This is a genomic window from Chryseobacterium sp. POE27, assembly GCF_039727685.1.
Taxonomy (GTDB): domain Bacteria; phylum Bacteroidota; class Bacteroidia; order Flavobacteriales; family Weeksellaceae; genus Chryseobacterium.
In genome coordinates, this window is the sequence record NZ_CP152475.1 from 435,894 (window position 1) to 452,267 (window position 16,374).

The window sequence follows — 16,374 nt, forward strand, 5'->3', positions numbered from 1 at the left end:
TTTTATGTAAATTTTAGTTTCCTTACTTTCACTGGAATATTACTGATCTTTACGTTGTCCCATGATTTTCCGTCTAATGGTACAATATCAATGACTACTCCGTATTTATCTTCATTAACATTTTTATTGATCATGGTATTATCCTTTATCTCCGATATAGAATAAATTTTTCTTACTTTGCCGGTAAGTGTTTTATTGAATCCGTATGGCAGTTTAATGGCAACATGATCACCTTCATGAAACTCATCTACATCACTGATATTGATATAGGCTTGTACAAACTGTCCTTTACGGATTACCGAAGTGATGATATCAGATTTATATCCAACCTGTCCGTCTGTCACACGGAAACGATCTATATTTCCATTAACGGGTGAAATGTAATAATTCTGAATGGCAGCTGCTTTGTTTTCTTCTTTTGCGAGAAGATTTTTATGATTATTGATCAGTGAGATTTTCCCCTTCTCATCATTGAGAGCCCTGATATCTGCAACAAGAGAGGAGATCTCGTACTGGAGGTCATCTATTGAGCGTTCTACATTGGCCAGCTCATTGGGTGTAATCTGATTAATGTACACCAGTTTTTCTTTTCTGCTTTTTTCTTTTTTCCAGAAGTCAACTCTTTTTCTCAAATCGGCAACAAGGCTCTGTTTTTTTGAAATCTCTGAGCTGATGGAAGCAAGATGATTTTCAAAAGTCGTATTGTCGACAAGATTTTTTAATGAATCCTGTACAGAATTTTTGCGAAAATTGGCATCATAGAATTCATAGCTGAATAGGGTATCTCCTTTTTTTATGGCAGCACCTTCCTTTATGTTATAATTAAGAATTCTTACATCGCTGGTAAATTTCACATCAAACTGCTGCTGCTTCAGGAAGCCGTCGGCATAATCAAAGATCCAGGATGAAATAAGCCACCTCAGGACAGAAAATACGATCAACAACATGATGGCGAAGTAAATCCAACGGTCCCATTTCCGTTTTTTTATGGGTTTTTCGTAAGACTCTTCGGTTATTTTATCGTCGTTAAAATTGATTTCCATTATGGTTTAAAATTATTCATTTGTGATAGATCGTAGTATCCTATTTTGGTAACACCAGCCGTCTGAACCGCTTCTTCGGCGTCCAGCAGATCACTGAAAGCCTGAAAATCATTAATACGGAATACCCAAACGTAATAATCCGGACCTAATATATTTCTAATAATGGCTGTCTTATTGAGCTTTTTGTCAAGGCTCAGAACATCATAAGCCATAATGTAAGCCATAGTGTTGTTGTCATGTAATGCTGTTGCAACTTCCGCCGGCAGCTGCATCGGAACGCTCACTCCAAGATCCATATTGTTCTGGATACACCATGTTTTTGAGTTGGTAAACAGGTTGATAAGCCTTTGTGCATAGAGATCAACATTGGCTTTATAATCATCAAAAGTATGAGGCTCAATGTCAAGGTGAATTCCCGTAAATCCCAAGGTTTTAGCATCTTCCATCACCAGTTGCAGGTCTGCAAATCCATCATCCGTTTTAGCATAGGAATTTTCACCGATAAGACGATACACCTGAATATTGTTTTCTGCGGCTTTCGTCATAAAGTCTGCTACTTTTACCATATCCGCTACTTTTCCCACCGACAGAAAAACCCTGTTGATGTGCCAGTGGTTCATCAGATTGATGATATATGTATTAGAATAGTTTGTGAAAAAACTGCTCCAGATATAAGTTTCCTGCCCTGCGTTGTCGTCGTTGGCCTGGTTTTGTAAACCTTCTGTTTTATTGTCTGTTCCTGAAATCATTCTGTATTCAAGATATTTTTCGTACAGATCAGATTTTTTGTCACATATCTGTATCTGGTTGTTCAAAAATTTTTCAGCTGTAGTGAGATAAGCTGCCGGACTGAAGGTATTGCTCTTCTCGTTGGTAGAATTTACTTTAAGTTCAGATTCCAGATAGGTGCTTTCGCTTTGTAATATTTCTATTTCAGATTTCAGAAGATAATAATCTCTGTACATATTGCTGAGATTATTACGATAAATCATCTGCATATCCTGAAGGCTGTTTTCCTTAGCTTTCAGATCGTTATCACTTTCAAGATCAGTTTTGCTTCTGCTTAGCGGAAGGTTGATCGTAGCGCCTACGCTGGCAAAATTACGGTCTCTTGATAATGCTGAGTAATAATTATAACGAAGCTTAAACCTAAGATCAAGCTGCTTGTCTCTCTTGCGTTTGATGTCCAGTATTTCCTTTTCCATCTTTAAAGCCATGGCCTTATCCTTTATCAATACGCTCAGATCAATATTTTCTACAGGGATCAGATCCGGGATATCTGTCGTAAAAATCTCTTTGCTTAAAGGATTTCTGCCAGAAGTTTTCAGAAGATCTTCCAGTGATTTTTTTTCAATTGAAATTTTTTCCAGAAGATATTTTGACTGTGCTGCTTCAGCATTGTTCTTCAGTCCGATTTTATTCTGGTTGATTGTAAAATCGTTCAGAAGCTTTAAAATTTTCTCGTAATCAGATAAAAGGCTGATCTTTTTTTCGTCAAAAGCGGCTCTTACATGATCAATATTGAGTCTGTGGTCAATTTCTCTTTTATATTTTACTTTTTCTAAAAGATCAATATTTCTTAGTTTCTCATTCAAAGAATTCTGGATTCTCTGGTTTTTTGAACTTCCTTCTCCCAAAGCCAGCCAGTCTAGCCCTGAAGATACCCTGGCACGGTAAAAGATATTTTCATCATCACCAAATCCGGGGCTGAAATTGTAGCTCATTTCGGAAACCCAGTTCAGATGAAGCCTGTTTTTGTCTTCAGAAGTTTTGGTGTTGAAAGTGAAGTCATTTTTGTGTAGTGAGACATCAGCAGATGTAAAATCATAGTTGCTTTTTTCAGCAGTACTTTTATTATCAGCCAATAAGTTTGAAATAATTTCCTTAGCAGACTCATAGATTTTATTATACTCTACGGTAAGAGTACTTAATGATTTAGAGTTGATGTTTAAGGTTGATTTGTTTTGAGCATTAAAGAAAATGAAAACATTCAGTACTAGTAGAATTGGTAACGTTTTCCGCATAGATTAAAATAATTTTTGCGCAAAGTTATAACATTCTATTAAAATTTTAACGAATAAATAAAATATTTGGTATATATTTCAAAAGATTTCAAATGTCTTAAAATAGTGAATAATCATGCGATTGCTTACTGTGTAAGCTGTTAAGACTAATATTGTTACACCGTTCAGAATCTTTTTTATAGTTATTGATTTTTTCTAAAATTCTTATTTATCCTAATACATCAGATAACTTCCTAAGAAATTACTGATTATTATCATCTTTTTTTAAAGTTTTTGATAAGAAATTATGATTATTTACTAAACATTGAGTAGAGATTTACACTTCGGACAAATTCCACTGATGATGAAGTTATAACTGTGTGCAATGAAATTTTCAGGAAGTTCGATTTCAGGAACTACATTTTCTATGCACGTTACAAGTTTACAGTTTTCACAATTAAAATGAAGATGATTATGAGAATGTTTATCTTCCTTACAGTGATGACATTTTGCATAATTTATCACCCCATCAACATTTACAATTTTGTGAATTTTTCCCTCTTTTTCCAGTCGCTCAAGAACCCTGTAGATTGTTACACGGTTGCATAATCCATCAAGTTTTTCCTGTATTTCGCTGTGTGACAAAGCGCTTTCTGTATGATCAAGAAGATTCAGTATTTCCGTTTTTGCCTGAGTATTGCGTATTTGTCTCATGATAATGCAACAGTGTTGCTTTTTTAATTCTAATGACTATCTTTGCAACAAAGTTACAATAAGAATTCTAAATCTGAAATTTAATAATTCTTTAATGCAACATTGTTTCAATAAATGAATTTTATATCTAAATTGCACGCCTAATTTCATTGTAATGGACAGACGTAAGTTTTTAAAAGGATCGGCTTTATTGTCGGGAGCATTAACATTAAATCCCTGGGATTTATTAGCTGGCCAACGCAATTTGTCAGCAAAAAGAAAGCAGGCCCAAAACATAATATTCATGATCAGTGATGGGATGAGCTCGGGAACATTGGCTATGGCCGATCTATATTCTCGTAATATCCTGGGATACGGCGGCAACTGGATGAATCTTTACCGGGAAAATAAAATCTCAAGAGCTTTGATGGATACTGCTTCTGCAAGTTCTATCGTAACAGATTCTGCTGCCGCCAGCTCTTCTTTTGGTGGTGGATTCCGGGTGAAAAACGGAGTTCTCAATGTCGGACCGAATGGAGAAAGATATCTTCCTGTTTGGCAAAAATTCAAAAGATCAGGGAAAAAGACAGGTTGTGTAACGACGGTTACGATCACCCATGCGACACCTGCCGGATTCTGCATCAATTCCGACAGCCGAAACGCCGAACCCGAGATTGCCGAAATGTATGCCAATATAGGATTCGACGTGATGATGGGCGGTGGAGACGAATTTTTTAATCCTTCAAAAAGACAGGATAAAAAAGATTTGTATAATCTTTACAAGCAGAAAGGGTATCAGGTTCTCAAAACGAAAGCTGATCTGAAAAATTTAAAAAAAGATACAAAAACGCTCGGTATTTTCAATACAGGTGCATTGCCTTACAGTATCGACAGACAAAATATCCCTGAATTGCAGACTATTCCTACACTCGCGGAAATGACCTCATCGGCCATCTCGCAGATGAAGGATCATAAAGAAGGTTTTGTGTTGCAGGTTGAAGGCGGAAAAGTAGACTGGGCGGCTCATGCCAATGATATTGCGGCTTTGCTTCATGATCAGATTGCATTTGAAGAAGCCGTAAAGGTAGCGATGGATTTTGCAGAAAAAGACGGTAATACACTCGTAATTATTACTACCGATCACGGAAATGCAAATCCGGGAACGATTTATGGTTCGGAGGCGACTGAGAAATTCAACAGCATTGCCAACTACAGATATACCAATGAATTTATCCTGAATTCCATTCATGCAGATTTTAATATTCAAGAGATAAAAGACTGGATCTATGAAACCAATAAAATAAGGCTGGCCGATGACGAAGCCAAATATATGCTGAGTTTTTATTCAGGTCTTGAAAAACAGGAAGTAGGTCTTTACAATTACAAAAAACTTCCATTTAAAGCATATTCTGAAATTCAGAAAAAACATAATTCCGTAGGATGGATCAGCATGGATCATTCCGGAGATTATGTAGAGCTGGCCATGTTTGGCCCCGGAAGCGAACTTTTACAGCCTTTTATTAAAAATACAGATTTACATTACCTTATGCTGAAAGCGGCTTTAGTAGAATAAACGAGAGCTTTTACCCGCACTATTCCTTTACAAATCATATCCGTTTTGCAGTTCATTTACTGGCAAGACAGGACTGCTGTTATCATATTTTTTAATTTAAATAATACCTTATGAAATCAATCTTATTTTTTAGCGTTCTGCTGAGCAGCATTTTACAGGCTCAGTCAGATCCTTGTACCTCAAATCTTGGCGGTGGAGATGATCCGGCTTTTATTGAGATCAGGATCAATAATACTGCTTTCGACCATTTGACGTATTCATCACTTACGTCCTACTATCACAGCTATCCTGCAACGGGACAGACGACAGCAACGTTAGTAGCCGGCAACAGCTATGATATTTATACTTCTACATCTTCAGAAGCTGTAACCGCCATCTGGCTGGATTTTAACAATAACGGATTGTTTGAAGATCAGGAATATAAGCTGTTGACAAATTCGATGATTACACAGAATACCTCATCTTTTTCTGTTCCGTCTTCCGTTCTTTCCGGAAGTATAAGAGTAAGAATCCGGTCGCGCGCCTACGGAAGTTCTATCCTGGCCTCCAATGCCTGCTCAAGTTTCGGGTCCGGTGAAACAAGGGATTATGTATTTCAGATAACAAATAATTCTTTATCAACTTCGGAAACGCGAAAAGTAAAGAATGTTAAAATTTATCCAAATCCTGCTCAGGATGAAGTCAATCTTGAAAGCGAAACCAAAATCGATTATGTAACGATCTCTGATTTTTCCGGGCGGGAACTCTTTAAAAAGGATATCGGAAAGGTAAAAAGTAGTTTAAATATTTCTCAGCTGCCTAAAGGAAATTACCTAGTTACCATCTATTCGTGTGGAGGAGTAAAAAACTTTAAATTCATTAAAAATTAAAAAAATAAGCTGCCCCGGAAGTTTTTCTTTTGGGGCAATTTAAATTTTTCACCGCCGTTTTACTTTTTTTGCCAGATGCCGGATTTTTTGGGGTCAGCAACTTTTGTAAACCGTGATGGTGGTCTCTGTAGTTTTTAATGCTTGCTTCTAGAATATCAGTCTTCCAAAAAGTTCATCTCTATCATGATAATGATGGAAATGTTTATTTCCTATTAAACAAGAATAATCTTTTTTATCTGAACTGCAATTAATCAAATTAAACTGTATTTTTTTATATACGACATATTCCATTGTGTTGATATTAAAAATTTCTTCCATAAATACTTTTGTGGTATCATAAATAATTGATTTTAAAAACTTTGGCAAATTAATTGTTACTATCAGCGATAAGCAATATTCTTTGCTGTTTTATTTAACCATTTACAATTATATTATGAAAAATTCAATTTTAACTATTCTGGCAGTGGCTGCTATGGTAGCCTGCAAGAAAAAAGAAACAACGAATTCTGATCAGTCTGCGGATAGTACGGCTTCAATGTCTGCACCCGCCGATACTTCGATGGCTACGGGAGATTCTGCTACAACTGCTGTGTCAGATACCAATACAGCAACGGCTACACTGAGCACTCAGGATAAGAAATTTGCAGATGCAGCAGCAATAGGAGGAATGATGGAAGTCATGATGGGACAGCTTGCCGCGAGCAATGCAAGTAATGCAACCGTAAAATCTTTGGGGGCAATGATGGTGAAAGATCATGGAAAGGCAAATGATGAGCTTAAAAAGTGGGCATCAACTGCAGGATATACATTACCAACGAGCCTGGATGCAGAAAAACAGAAAATGTATGACGACCTAAAAGCTAAAAAGGGGGCAGAATTTGATCGTGCATACACTGATTTGATGGTAACCGATCATAAAAAAGATATTGCTGAATTTAAAAAACAGGCGTCTGAAGGCTCAGAAGCATCTCTGAAATCTTTCGCAAGCACAACACTACCTACTTTGGAGCATCACCTGATGGAATCTGAAAACGCGAAAAAAGCTGTTAAATAGTTTTTAAACATATATTCATTATTATAAATCCAATCTATTCCGTAGAATTAGCGCAAGTTTAATTCTACGGAATTTTTATTTGGTGAATAATTGCAAAAAAAGGAATACGTGGTAAAGTACACATATTCCTTTTTTTACTATTTTAATTTGTAAATATTTAAACTAAAAGATTTCTTATTTTTGAAACGATGACATCAAGGTCAAACGGTTTGGCAACAAAGTCGTTAGCACCCGCATCTGAAGCAATATCGTCACCGTCTACACTCGCCGAAAGTACAATTACCGGAAGATCTTTTATCTCATTGGTGCTTCTTATTGCCTTTAAAACCTGATCACCGGAAAGAAGTGGCATCCATAGATCCAGCAGGATAAGATCCGGATTATCAATATGGATTTGTTTAATCAGATTTGTACTGTTAATTTCTGTAAATACGGTAAACCCTTCCGATTCTAAAAGCATCTGCAGGACATCCAATATACCCTGATCATCATCACAGACCATTATCTTTTTACTATTCATTTCCTTAGTGATTTTTCATTATGGGTAACGTAAAACTAAATGTTGAGCCTTCTCCGACCTCGCTTTCGACCCATAGAGTACCGTTGTGGTTGGCTACGATTTCATGCGAAATATAGAGTCCTATACCAAGCCCCGGAAATTTTTTCTGTATATCTCTTGCCCTGTAAAATCTGTCAAAAACTTTGGCTTTGTCCTGCGAGCTGATTCCCATTCCGTAATCTTTTACCGAAACTTTTACAAAATTACCGACTCTGTTGATATAAACATCTACCTTATCTGAGCCGGGAGAATACTTGATAGCATTGGAAATCAGATTATTGATTACCTGTGATATCTGTAGCTCATCTCCTAAAAGTGTTGCGTTGGTAGTACCGGATAATGTGATCGTATGACCGGGAGCTGATACAGACAGATTTTCAACAGTATCATGGATTGTCTTATCAATATCAAATGGTTCCACATGAAGTTCTATATTTCCCGATTGTATTTTGGAGGTGTCTAAAAGATCAGATATTAATATGTTAAGACGATCTACGTACACTGATACTTTATTTAATGTTCCATTGTATTTCTCAGAGGAACCATCGGGTTTCATTCGCTGAAGGAGTTGTACCAATCCTTTGATGGTTGTCAGCGGTGTCTTCAGCTCGTGGCTTGCGATGGAGAGAAAATCGTCTTTCCGGCGGTCAATTTCTTTTTTCTCAGTAATATCTTCAATAGCAATGAGTATTCGGTCTTTATACTGTCCTTCAAATTCAATTCGGTAAGCATTCAGAAGCATAACCTTTTTTACCTATATGTGGAAAATCATGTTCTACTTCATAATCAATAACCGGATTATTAGTCGGCAGAATTTTCATGAGAAGCTCTCTCAATGTATCAATATCCCATTGATGATTTCCTAACTCAAACAGAATTTTACCTACCGTATCTTCATGAGTTACTTTAAATGAACTTAAAAAATGACTATTGGCACTCAGAACCCTGTAATCTGCATCTAAAACGAGCAGACTTTCTCTTACCGTCTGAATAATACTCGAAAGAAACGCTTCATTATCAACAAGTTCTTTAGTCCTTTCCTGAATTTTCCTTTCTACAGAAGATTTCTCTTCTCTTAATTCGTGTTCTGCTTTTTTTCGTTCAGTAATGTCATTCTGAACACCAATGAAATGGGTGATAACACCATCATTATTTTTTACCGGAGAGATGAAAAGCTCATTCCAGAAAAGATTTCCTTTTTTGTTGTAGTTTCGTATTTCGACCTTACAATCTTTTCCTTCTCTTATGGAGTCTTTAATATATTGTCTTTCGGGTTGGGATCTGTCCTGAGATTGCAGAAACCGGCAGTTGTGACCGATAATCTCGTCGTGAGAATAGCCGCTTATAGTTTCAAAGGCCTTGTTGCAGTACACAATAGGATTATCGGGCTGCAAATTATCTGTGATAATAATTCCACAGTTTGCCGAGTTAAGTGCCTGTATATATATTTCAATGTTGTTATTCATCGGATATAGCTGTTTTGTGAAATAGCTTTAAACTTTCATTGATATGCAAATATGTGGAAAAGCCCGTGGTTTTGCAAATTGCATATTCAATAATCTCCAACGCAAATAATATGCCTACAGTATAATAATATGCCTGATTATTTTACAAACTTTCACATTTATGTAATCTGATGTCTGTTTAAATTCAATATCTTTATCCTTTATTCATGGGGAATAACAGAGATTTCTTTTAATTATTAAATTTAAATGAAAAAAATAGGAATTATAGGATTCGGTTGGCTGGGGTCGAGAGTTGCTGATCATCTGGATGGGAAATTTGATATTTACGCGACAACTACATCTTATGATAAACTCCATGGCATTCAGTCACAGGGATTTCATGCTGAAATAGCAGTGTTCAGTAACAGTACAGATAATGGTTATCCGGAATCCTGGGGAATAATTCATCAGCTTGATGCTGTGATCATTACCATTCCTTTATCGGAAAGAAGATCGTCCCAAGAGTCATTACAGACAATACTTTCAAAGCTATTTTCATTTATCGGAAAATATGAAAAACAAATGTTTTTTACGAGTACAACAGGTGCTTATCCCAATCAACCGGGAATTTATACTGAAGAAATGATGCCTGTAGAAAATGTGTTTATAGAAAACGAAATATCTAAAAAGTTTCCGCATATTAATATCCTGAGACTCGGAGGATTGATGGGCGACAGGAGGCTCCTGAAAAATTTTACAGTTTCAGATCTCGGAGGTATTGTTAATCATATTCATTATAATGATGTTGCAGAAGTAATACGGATCATGATGGAAAAGAATGTGGAATCTAAAGTTTATAATGTTGTGGCACCACTTCATCCGACAAAACAGGAAGTTATCTCGGCTCAAAATAATATTCCTCTCAATGATAGGCTTTATAATGATGAACAAAGGATGATCTCATCTGAAAAACTGGTTTCTGAGCTTGGTTTTATTTTTAAATATCCTGATCCCAGAAGATTTCATTTGGAATGATTGCATCAGAAATTTTATAATTTTAAAAAGTTAAAAAATATTTTAATGTTTGTTAAAAATTGGTCTGCTTTATGCTAAGACTATAATAAGTCACACCAGACACCAACACTTAAAATATTAAATTATGAAAGAATTTACACAATGGGAAAATTCCCCGTCTATTAACAGAGAGATTGAACGTCAGAAAGCCTTAAAAGCTCTTGAAAAAGCAAAAATGATCAAAAGAAAAGTCGTTTTTCTTCCTAAAGGAGCATCAGGAAGTCCCAAATTCAACGATCTTTTTTAATGGATGTATTTTATACTCTTTTAAATATAAAGATTAGAAATAGAATGATCATTAAACCATAGCAGTTGTTCCTGTTATGGTTTACTTTTTTCCCATTGCTGAACTACATTATTCTGTACTGTGAATTTGAAATAATGTTCTGCAGTACAGACAGTATTACATTTAATAATTATATTTAATAATATTTAGCAATATGAATTCTCCGGAACAAATTGAGGCAGAAAAATTACTGTCAGTACTTTTTTTACTCTCCCAATGCTACTGCTGTTTATCAGGGTGATAACATCAGGATTTTAAGCGCCAACCAGGCAATGCTTGATTTTTGGGGTAAGGACAGAAGTGTTGTTGGTAAAGATTTTCGGACTATTCTTCCCGAGTTGGATGAGCAGCCTTTTTTTACTATTCTGAAGAATGTCTGGGATTCGGGAGAAACTTTTAAGGCTAAAAATTATCCTGCCGTTCTGCTTACTGACGAAGGACCTCAGGAGTTTTATTTTGATTTTGAATATAAAGCCATTCTGGATCAGCACGGAAAAACAGAATATATTCTGCATACCGCATTTGAGGTTACCGAAAGAAAAAAAGCCATGAATATGGTAGAAGAAAAATCCAAATCCGAACAGAAGCTTATTAATGATCTTTCTGCTTTAAATGAAGAATATCTCACCACCAACGAAGATCTTTTTTCTAAACATGAAGAGCTCTTTGCTACAAACAGTGAACTCCTTAAAATAAGAAAAGAATTGCTCACTGCCAATCATACTTTGACTGAAAATGAAAAACGTTTCAAAACTTTAGTTGAAAAATCACCTGTTGCTATGGCGTCCCTAAGAGGCGAAAACTTTGAGGTGGAAATTGTGAATGATTTGGTTCTTAAAATCTGGAACAAAGATCGTTCAATTGTTGGAAAGCCTTTGTCAGAAGCTATTCCGGAGCTGAAAGGGCAGGTGTTTATTGATGTTCTTTTGGAAGTGTACAGAACAGGACAGCCTTATTATGGTAAAGAAATCAAGGCTTTAATACAAAATGGAAATGAGCTGAATGAATATTATCTAAACTTTGCATATCAGCCTATTTTTGACGAAAACAATAAAAGCACTTCGATTCTTGTGGTGGCAAGTGACGTTACAGAGCAGGTAAATGCAAGAGATGCTGTTTTAGAATTCAAAAACCGTCTGGAGATCGCTATGGATGCAAGCCGATTGGGATCGACAGAAGTGAATCTTGCCACCGGAACAATGGAAAGTTCGGCTCAGTTTAAATATAATTTTGGTTTTTTACCGGATGAAGAATTTAATTATTCCGATCTCTATGAAGCAATTCTCCCGGAATACAGAGAGCATATCAGAGGATTGGTGCAGGAAGCCATCCGTACAAACGGAATTTACAAAGCTGAATATCCAGTAAAGTGGAAAGATGGTTCCATCCACTGGATTCAGGCAAACGGCCGCCCGAGATATGATAAAAATGGCGTTGCCGACAGAATGGTAGGGATGACCACTGAAATTACAGATAAAAAACTGGCAGAACAGCGAAAAGATGATTTCCTGAGTGTTGCCAGCCACGAACTTAAAACCCCTCTTACTGCTGTAAAAGCTTCTATACAGCTTCTTAACAGGATTAAACATCAACCGTATTCACAAACACACATACGATTGATCGAGCAATCCGATAAAGGTATAGAGAAGATGTGTCTGCTGATAGACGATCTGCTTAACATGAGCAGGCTGGGGCAGGATCAGCTTATGCTAGAATATAAAAAGTTCAATTTATATGAGATGCTTAACAAAAGCTGCCATCATGTAAGGCTTGAAAATAAACACCGGCTCATTCTGAAAAGTAATGAATCTCTTGAAATATTTGCCGATGAACACCGGATCGAACAAGTAGTGGTCAATTTGGTGAATAACGCTGTGAAATATGCGAAAGAATCTCCTGAAATCCATATTTTTGCCGAGTCATTTGATGATCATATCAAAGTGTCTGTGCAGGATTTTGGTCAGGGAATTTCAGAGTCCGTTATTCCTAATCTTTTCGATCGTTATTACCGTGCAGACCATTTGGGAGCTTCCTATTCGGGACTTGGTCTGGGATTGTATATTTGTTCGGAGATCATAAGGAAGCATTCCGGAACTATAGGAGTTGACAGCAAAATAGGTGAGGGAAGTACTTTCTGGTTTACCATTCCTAAAAAGGAAGATCATACTACAGTTGATGCCGCCGCTACAGTTTAAATTAAAAAAAACAGATATTAATTGGCTACTGTAAACTCCTTACGTTAACGTTCGGAGCTTCTCCTTTAGGTACAATAAAGATGGCGTCATCACTTACAGAATCTCCACCGTCAAGATAATATCCTGCTACGATCGGGATAACAAAGCTTTGGTATTTGCCGTCTTTCGTGTAAGCCCAGTAAGTCACATTTACATTTTGTGCTTTGAGCTTAAGATCAATTTTTTTTGAGGTTAGTTTTGCGCCGGTAGCATTGATGCAGTTAAGTTCTACTAATGAAGTATTAGTGACAATTTGTGGAGCATTGCTTAATCTTACAGTATAACTTTTCTGAGAATTGTTCACCAGCTTGGCAGATACTTTATACCGGTCAAAATCCTTACCTGAAACAGTAATCGATTCCTTATTCAGTATATTGAACGTAACGGATAAACCATTAATATCGATTGTCTGTCCATCCGATATTTTCTGAGCTTTCAAAAAAGAAAAAGCCATTAGAAGAATAAGGATTGAAAAAGAAGTCAGTTTTTTCATTAGTATAAATATTTTAAGGTGAAAGGTGTTTTCGTTTTTTAATTAATTAAAAATACCAAAAAAAATACTAATTCATTACAAATGTTATAAAATTTTAATTTTATTGAAATTTTATATTAGATTATTGTATATAATAAATTGTTATCATTGAATAATGTTGATTTGAATTCATCGGTATTTAATAAAAAAAGCCCCGGTTAGATGACCGAAGCTTTGTTGATTTAGTGATGTCTTACGCCTTTCTGATGATAAGTGATATTCTGATTTACGCTTTCGTAATTTTTCGGAATTGTATTGGAATGCTCGTCGAATGCATGATTGCCCGACTTACTCTGCTCCATGACAGGAGTTTCAAAATGAATTTGTTTTCCGTTCTTATAGAGTTTATTGTCAAAGGTTCTGTAAAGCTGGTTTTCCTGATAAGTATTCCCATCCGGTGCTGTAAATGTTTTTAGCTTCCCGTTTTTCTTTCTTTTGATTCCCCAGGCAACAAGAGCTCCTGCTCCGATAAGCGCTAAAGCGACTTTTATTTTACTGTTCATAATATGATGATTTAATTTGGTTTAAAAAATTTCACAAAAAAAGCTGATTACTTCCTGTACAGAAACCCGAGCCATTTACAATTAGATGTTTCAATATTTATGCTGATATAATTTATAAAACTGATGTGGTATCTCTCTGGAAGCCATTCAGCTCATATATAGCAATGAGCATTCCAAGCTTTAAAAAAAATAGTTTTTATATGAATTCTTGCAATAATACAATTACTGTGAAACAAATATTTTATCAAACATTTTATGACGTCGGCAAGATAGTTGCAGAATTCTAAAAACCAAATGACAACTCATATGAATCTTCAATTAACCCAAAAACTAAAAAACCGAAACGAAGAAAATCATAAGGATCATTTTCTGGATGATGTTCTTACCGGTCTGCAAAGCACTCCCAAACATTTGTCTTCCAAATATTTTTACGACAAAAAAGGTGATGAGCTGTTTCAGAAAATAATGGCTATGCCGGAATATTATCTGACAAGATGCGAGCTTGATATTTTTAAAAACAAAACAGCAGAAATTGCAGACTGTATCAAAGCCCATCAGGAGCCTTTTGACCTGATAGAACTGGGAGCCGGAGATGCAATGAAATCTACTTATCTTTTAGAATATCTTAGCGAAAAAGAACACGATTTCACGTATATGCCTATTGATATATCTGGAAATATTCTTTCTGTGTTGAAGAATAACTTAAAAAAAGAAGTTGCCGCATATGAATGTTTTGCCACTCGAAGGAGAATACTTTCAAATGCTGGAAAAGGCAATGACGCTTTCATCAAGAAGAAAAGTAATTTTGTTTCTGGGTGGAAATATCGGAAATATGAACAGAAAAGAAGCGGAAGGGTTTTGCAAAGAGCTTCATCGTTTGCTAAATCCTGAAGATATCGTTTTAATAGGTTTTGATCTGAAGAAAAATCCTTACACAGTTCTGAATGCATACAGTGATCAATCCGGAATTACCGCGCAATTTAACCTTAATCTTTTATCCAGAATTAATCGGGAGTTGGGAGGTGATTTTACGATTGAAAAATTTCAGCATTATGAATCTTACGATCCGATCACAGGAGCTTGCCGTAGTTTTCTGATAAGTCTTGCAGAGCAGGAAGTGAGAGTTGCCGGTAAAATGATTACTTTTAAAGAAAATGAAGTTATTGATATGGAGGTTTCTCAGAAGTTTTCAAAACCCGACATAGAAGAGCTCGCAAAAAAATCAGGGTTTACAATAACAGGAGAAATCAGTGATTCAAAAAACTGGTTTGTAGACAGTATTTGGATGGTTAACAAATAATATATAAATATGGAAACCGATACGATCATAAATTCTCTCGTTAAAAGATTTAAGGAGATCAGAATGCATTCAGAAGAAATATGCAAGCCTCTTGAGATTGAAGATTATGTAGTCCAACCTATTGTAGATGTAAGTCCTCCCAAGTGGCATTTGGGACATACAACCTGGTTTTTTGAGACATTTATATTAATAGCTTACGATCCTTCTTATGAGGTTTTTGATCCTCAATATAATTTTGTCTTTAACAGTTACTATGAAACCATTGGAGCCCGTGTCATCCGTACAGACCGTGGAAATTTAAGCCGGCCTTCTGTTTCTGATGTCTACAGATATAGAAAGTATGTGGATGAAAAAATGGCTGATTTTCTTAACAGCGATCATATAAATGGCTCGATTGTAATATTATTGGAATTAGGTCTTAATCACGAACAGCAGCATCAGGAATTGCTGATGACCGATATTAAATATATTCTGGGACATAATCCTCTTTTCCCTGTTTATAAAAATAAGTGCGAAAAAGAAAATAAAATAGCTGCAGAGAAAACAATGCTTAGATTCTTAGAAGGCATTTATGAAGTGGGCTTTGAAGGATCCGGATTTTGCTTTGATAATGAATTGACAAGGCATAAAGTTTACCTTAATGATTTTGAAATTTCCAATCGTCTGGTAACTAATGCAGATTATCTTGAATTCATGGAAGCAGGAGGCTATGAAGATTTCAGATACTGGCACGCTGACGGTTGGAGCTGGGTAAAAGAGAATAATATAAAATCTCCTTTATACTGGCATAAAATTGATGATCAATGGATGCATTATACATTAAATGGTTCGAAAGAAATTGATCCAGAAGAAGAGCTTTGTCACATCAGTTTTTATGAAGCCTCCGCCTATGCTTCATGGAAAGAAATGCGTCTTCCTACCGAACAGGAATGGGAAGTAGCATCTCCTCATTTTGAATGGGGAAAACGTTGGGAATGGACAAACAGCGCCTATCTTCCGTATCCCGGTTTTAAAAAAGAACCCGGCGCAGTAGGAGAATACAATGGAAAATTTATGATCAACCAGATGTTTTTGCGAGGCGCATCGGTAGCAACCCCTCATGGACACAGCAGAAACACATATCGCAATTTTTTTCAGCCCGAACTGAAATGGCAGTTTACAGGAATAAGGCTTGCCAAATAACAATCTATCAATGTATCAATGTAG

General features: G+C 36.0%; 16 protein-coding genes and 1 pseudogene. 9 read left to right on the top strand and 8 right to left on the bottom strand.

The window, feature by feature from the left end:
* Window positions 1–2 precede the first annotated feature (2 nt).
* The 3 genes from AAHI02_RS01895 to AAHI02_RS01905 form a co-directional block, all read right to left on the bottom strand.
* The gene (locus tag AAHI02_RS01895) at window positions 3–1,043 is read right to left on the bottom strand and encodes a hypothetical protein (protein ID WP_346985198.1); all 1,041 of its coding nucleotides are present in this window, start codon (window positions 1,041–1,043) and stop codon (window positions 3–5) included.
* Window positions 1,043–3,067 carry a hypothetical protein gene (locus AAHI02_RS01900; RefSeq protein ID WP_346985199.1) on the bottom strand — a complete coding sequence of 675 codons (2,025 nt, stop codon included), beginning with the start codon at window positions 3,065–3,067 and terminating at the stop codon, window positions 1,043–1,045. Before AAHI02_RS01900 ends, AAHI02_RS01895 begins: the two co-directional genes overlap by 1 nt.
* A gap of 297 nt (window positions 3,068–3,364) precedes the next feature.
* Window positions 3,365–3,760 (bottom strand): transcriptional repressor, encoded by a 396-nt coding sequence (locus AAHI02_RS01905; protein WP_346985200.1) that lies wholly within the window; start codon window positions 3,758–3,760, stop codon window positions 3,365–3,367.
* Window positions 3,761–3,914: 154 nt separating this feature from the next.
* On the opposite strand from AAHI02_RS01905, the gene AAHI02_RS01910 reads away from it, so the two are divergent.
* The 3 genes from AAHI02_RS01910 (at window position 3,915) to AAHI02_RS01920 (ending at window position 7,235) form a co-directional block, all read left to right on the top strand.
* Window positions 3,915–5,312 (top strand): alkaline phosphatase, encoded by a 1,398-nt coding sequence (locus AAHI02_RS01910; protein WP_346985201.1) that lies wholly within the window; start codon window positions 3,915–3,917, stop codon window positions 5,310–5,312.
* Window positions 5,313–5,422: 110 nt separating this feature from the next.
* Entirely contained in the window at window positions 5,423–6,181 is a 759-nt protein-coding gene (locus tag AAHI02_RS01915) for a GEVED domain-containing protein (protein ID WP_346985202.1), read from the top strand.
* 433 nt (window positions 6,182–6,614) lie between these two features.
* Entirely contained in the window at window positions 6,615–7,235 is a 621-nt protein-coding gene (locus tag AAHI02_RS01920) for a DUF4142 domain-containing protein (RefSeq protein WP_346985203.1), read from the top strand.
* Between the two features lie 157 nt (window positions 7,236–7,392).
* Here the strand turns inward: AAHI02_RS01920 and AAHI02_RS01925 are convergent, their stop codons facing one another.
* Genes AAHI02_RS01925 through AAHI02_RS01935 form a run of 3 tightly spaced genes read right to left on the bottom strand, consistent with a single transcriptional unit; the run spans window position 7,393 to window position 9,260 of the window.
* The gene (locus AAHI02_RS01925) at window positions 7,393–7,755 is read right to left on the bottom strand and encodes a response regulator transcription factor (protein WP_346985204.1); all 363 of its coding nucleotides are present in this window, start codon (window positions 7,753–7,755) and stop codon (window positions 7,393–7,395) included.
* A 4-nt stretch (window positions 7,756–7,759) separates the two neighbouring features.
* Window positions 7,760–8,536 (bottom strand): HAMP domain-containing sensor histidine kinase, encoded by a 777-nt coding sequence (locus tag AAHI02_RS01930; protein WP_346985205.1) that lies wholly within the window; start codon window positions 8,534–8,536, stop codon window positions 7,760–7,762.
* Window positions 8,511–9,260: a PAS domain-containing protein gene (locus AAHI02_RS01935; protein WP_346985206.1), complete on the bottom strand. Its 750-nt coding sequence runs from the start codon at window positions 9,258–9,260 to the stop codon at window positions 8,511–8,513. Before AAHI02_RS01935 ends, AAHI02_RS01930 begins: the two co-directional genes overlap by 26 nt.
* Window positions 9,261–9,506: 246 nt before the next feature.
* Here AAHI02_RS01935 and AAHI02_RS01940 point away from each other — a divergent pair, with 246 nt between their 5' ends.
* The 3 genes from AAHI02_RS01940 (at window position 9,507) to AAHI02_RS01950 (ending at window position 12,794) form a co-directional block, all read left to right on the top strand.
* On the top strand, window positions 9,507–10,274 hold the full coding sequence (locus AAHI02_RS01940) for a hypothetical protein (protein ID WP_346985207.1): 768 nt from the start codon (window positions 9,507–9,509) through the stop codon (window positions 10,272–10,274).
* A 124-nt stretch (window positions 10,275–10,398) separates the two neighbouring features.
* Entirely contained in the window at window positions 10,399–10,560 is a 162-nt protein-coding gene (locus AAHI02_RS01945) for a hypothetical protein (protein ID WP_199897975.1), read from the top strand.
* 212 nt (window positions 10,561–10,772) lie between these two features.
* Entirely contained in the window at window positions 10,773–12,794 is a 2,022-nt protein-coding gene (locus AAHI02_RS01950; protein ID WP_346985208.1) for an ATP-binding protein, read from the top strand.
* Window positions 12,795–12,819: 25 nt separating this feature from the next.
* Here AAHI02_RS01950 and AAHI02_RS01955 read toward each other — a convergent pair whose 3' ends face one another.
* Window positions 12,820–13,326, bottom strand: coding sequence for a hypothetical protein (locus AAHI02_RS01955; RefSeq protein ID WP_346985209.1), 507 nt, complete (start codon window positions 13,324–13,326; stop codon window positions 12,820–12,822).
* A 221-nt stretch (window positions 13,327–13,547) separates the two neighbouring features.
* Window positions 13,548–13,868, bottom strand: coding sequence for a hypothetical protein (locus AAHI02_RS01960; protein ID WP_346985210.1), 321 nt, complete (start codon window positions 13,866–13,868; stop codon window positions 13,548–13,550).
* A 306-nt stretch (window positions 13,869–14,174) separates the two neighbouring features.
* Between AAHI02_RS01960 and AAHI02_RS01965 the strand changes: the two are divergent.
* The 3 genes and pseudogenes from AAHI02_RS01965 to egtB form a co-directional block, all read left to right on the top strand.
* Window positions 14,175–14,516: pseudogene (locus AAHI02_RS01965) on the top strand (L-histidine N(alpha)-methyltransferase); the annotation flags it as partial.
* Window positions 14,517–14,628: 112 nt separating this feature from the next.
* Complete coding sequence (locus tag AAHI02_RS01970; protein ID WP_346985211.1) at window positions 14,629–15,168, top strand: L-histidine N(alpha)-methyltransferase; 540 nt, start codon at window positions 14,629–14,631, stop codon at window positions 15,166–15,168.
* Between the two features lie 9 nt (window positions 15,169–15,177).
* Window positions 15,178–16,350 (top strand): ergothioneine biosynthesis protein EgtB, encoded by a 1,173-nt coding sequence (egtB, locus tag AAHI02_RS01975; RefSeq protein ID WP_346985212.1) that lies wholly within the window; start codon window positions 15,178–15,180, stop codon window positions 16,348–16,350.
* The last annotated feature ends 24 nt before the right edge of the window (window positions 16,351–16,374 follow it).

Bases quoted from the DNA above. Each gene is read 5' to 3' on its own strand.
- egtB (WP_346985212.1), top strand. From the start codon at position 15,178: ATGGAAACCGATACGATCATAAATTCTCTCGTTAAAAGATTTAAGGAG.
- AAHI02_RS01920 (WP_346985203.1), top strand. From the start codon at position 6,615: ATGAAAAATTCAATTTTAACTATTCTGGCAGTGGCTGCTATGGTAGCC.
- AAHI02_RS01940 (WP_346985207.1), top strand. From the start codon at position 9,507: ATGAAAAAAATAGGAATTATAGGATTCGGTTGGCTGGGGTCGAGAGTT.
- AAHI02_RS01955 (WP_346985209.1), bottom strand. From the start codon at position 13,326: ATGAAAAAACTGACTTCTTTTTCAATCCTTATTCTTCTAATGGCTTTT.
- AAHI02_RS01930 (WP_346985205.1), bottom strand. From the start codon at position 8,536: ATGCTTCTGAATGCTTACCGAATTGAATTTGAAGGACAGTATAAAGAC.
- AAHI02_RS01905 (WP_346985200.1), bottom strand. From the start codon at position 3,760: ATGAGACAAATACGCAATACTCAGGCAAAAACGGAAATACTGAATCTT.
- AAHI02_RS01945 (WP_199897975.1), top strand. From the start codon at position 10,399: ATGAAAGAATTTACACAATGGGAAAATTCCCCGTCTATTAACAGAGAG.
- AAHI02_RS01910 (WP_346985201.1), top strand. From the start codon at position 3,915: ATGGACAGACGTAAGTTTTTAAAAGGATCGGCTTTATTGTCGGGAGCA.
- AAHI02_RS01925 (WP_346985204.1), bottom strand. From the start codon at position 7,755: ATGAATAGTAAAAAGATAATGGTCTGTGATGATGATCAGGGTATATTG.
- AAHI02_RS01960 (WP_346985210.1), bottom strand. From the start codon at position 13,868: ATGAACAGTAAAATAAAAGTCGCTTTAGCGCTTATCGGAGCAGGAGCT.
- AAHI02_RS01970 (WP_346985211.1), top strand. From the start codon at position 14,629: ATGCTGGAAAAGGCAATGACGCTTTCATCAAGAAGAAAAGTAATTTTG.
- AAHI02_RS01900 (WP_346985199.1), bottom strand. From the start codon at position 3,067: ATGCGGAAAACGTTACCAATTCTACTAGTACTGAATGTTTTCATTTTC.
- AAHI02_RS01935 (WP_346985206.1), bottom strand. From the start codon at position 9,260: ATGAATAACAACATTGAAATATATATACAGGCACTTAACTCGGCAAAC.
- AAHI02_RS01895 (WP_346985198.1), bottom strand. From the start codon at position 1,043: ATGGAAATCAATTTTAACGACGATAAAATAACCGAAGAGTCTTACGAA.
- AAHI02_RS01915 (WP_346985202.1), top strand. From the start codon at position 5,423: ATGAAATCAATCTTATTTTTTAGCGTTCTGCTGAGCAGCATTTTACAG.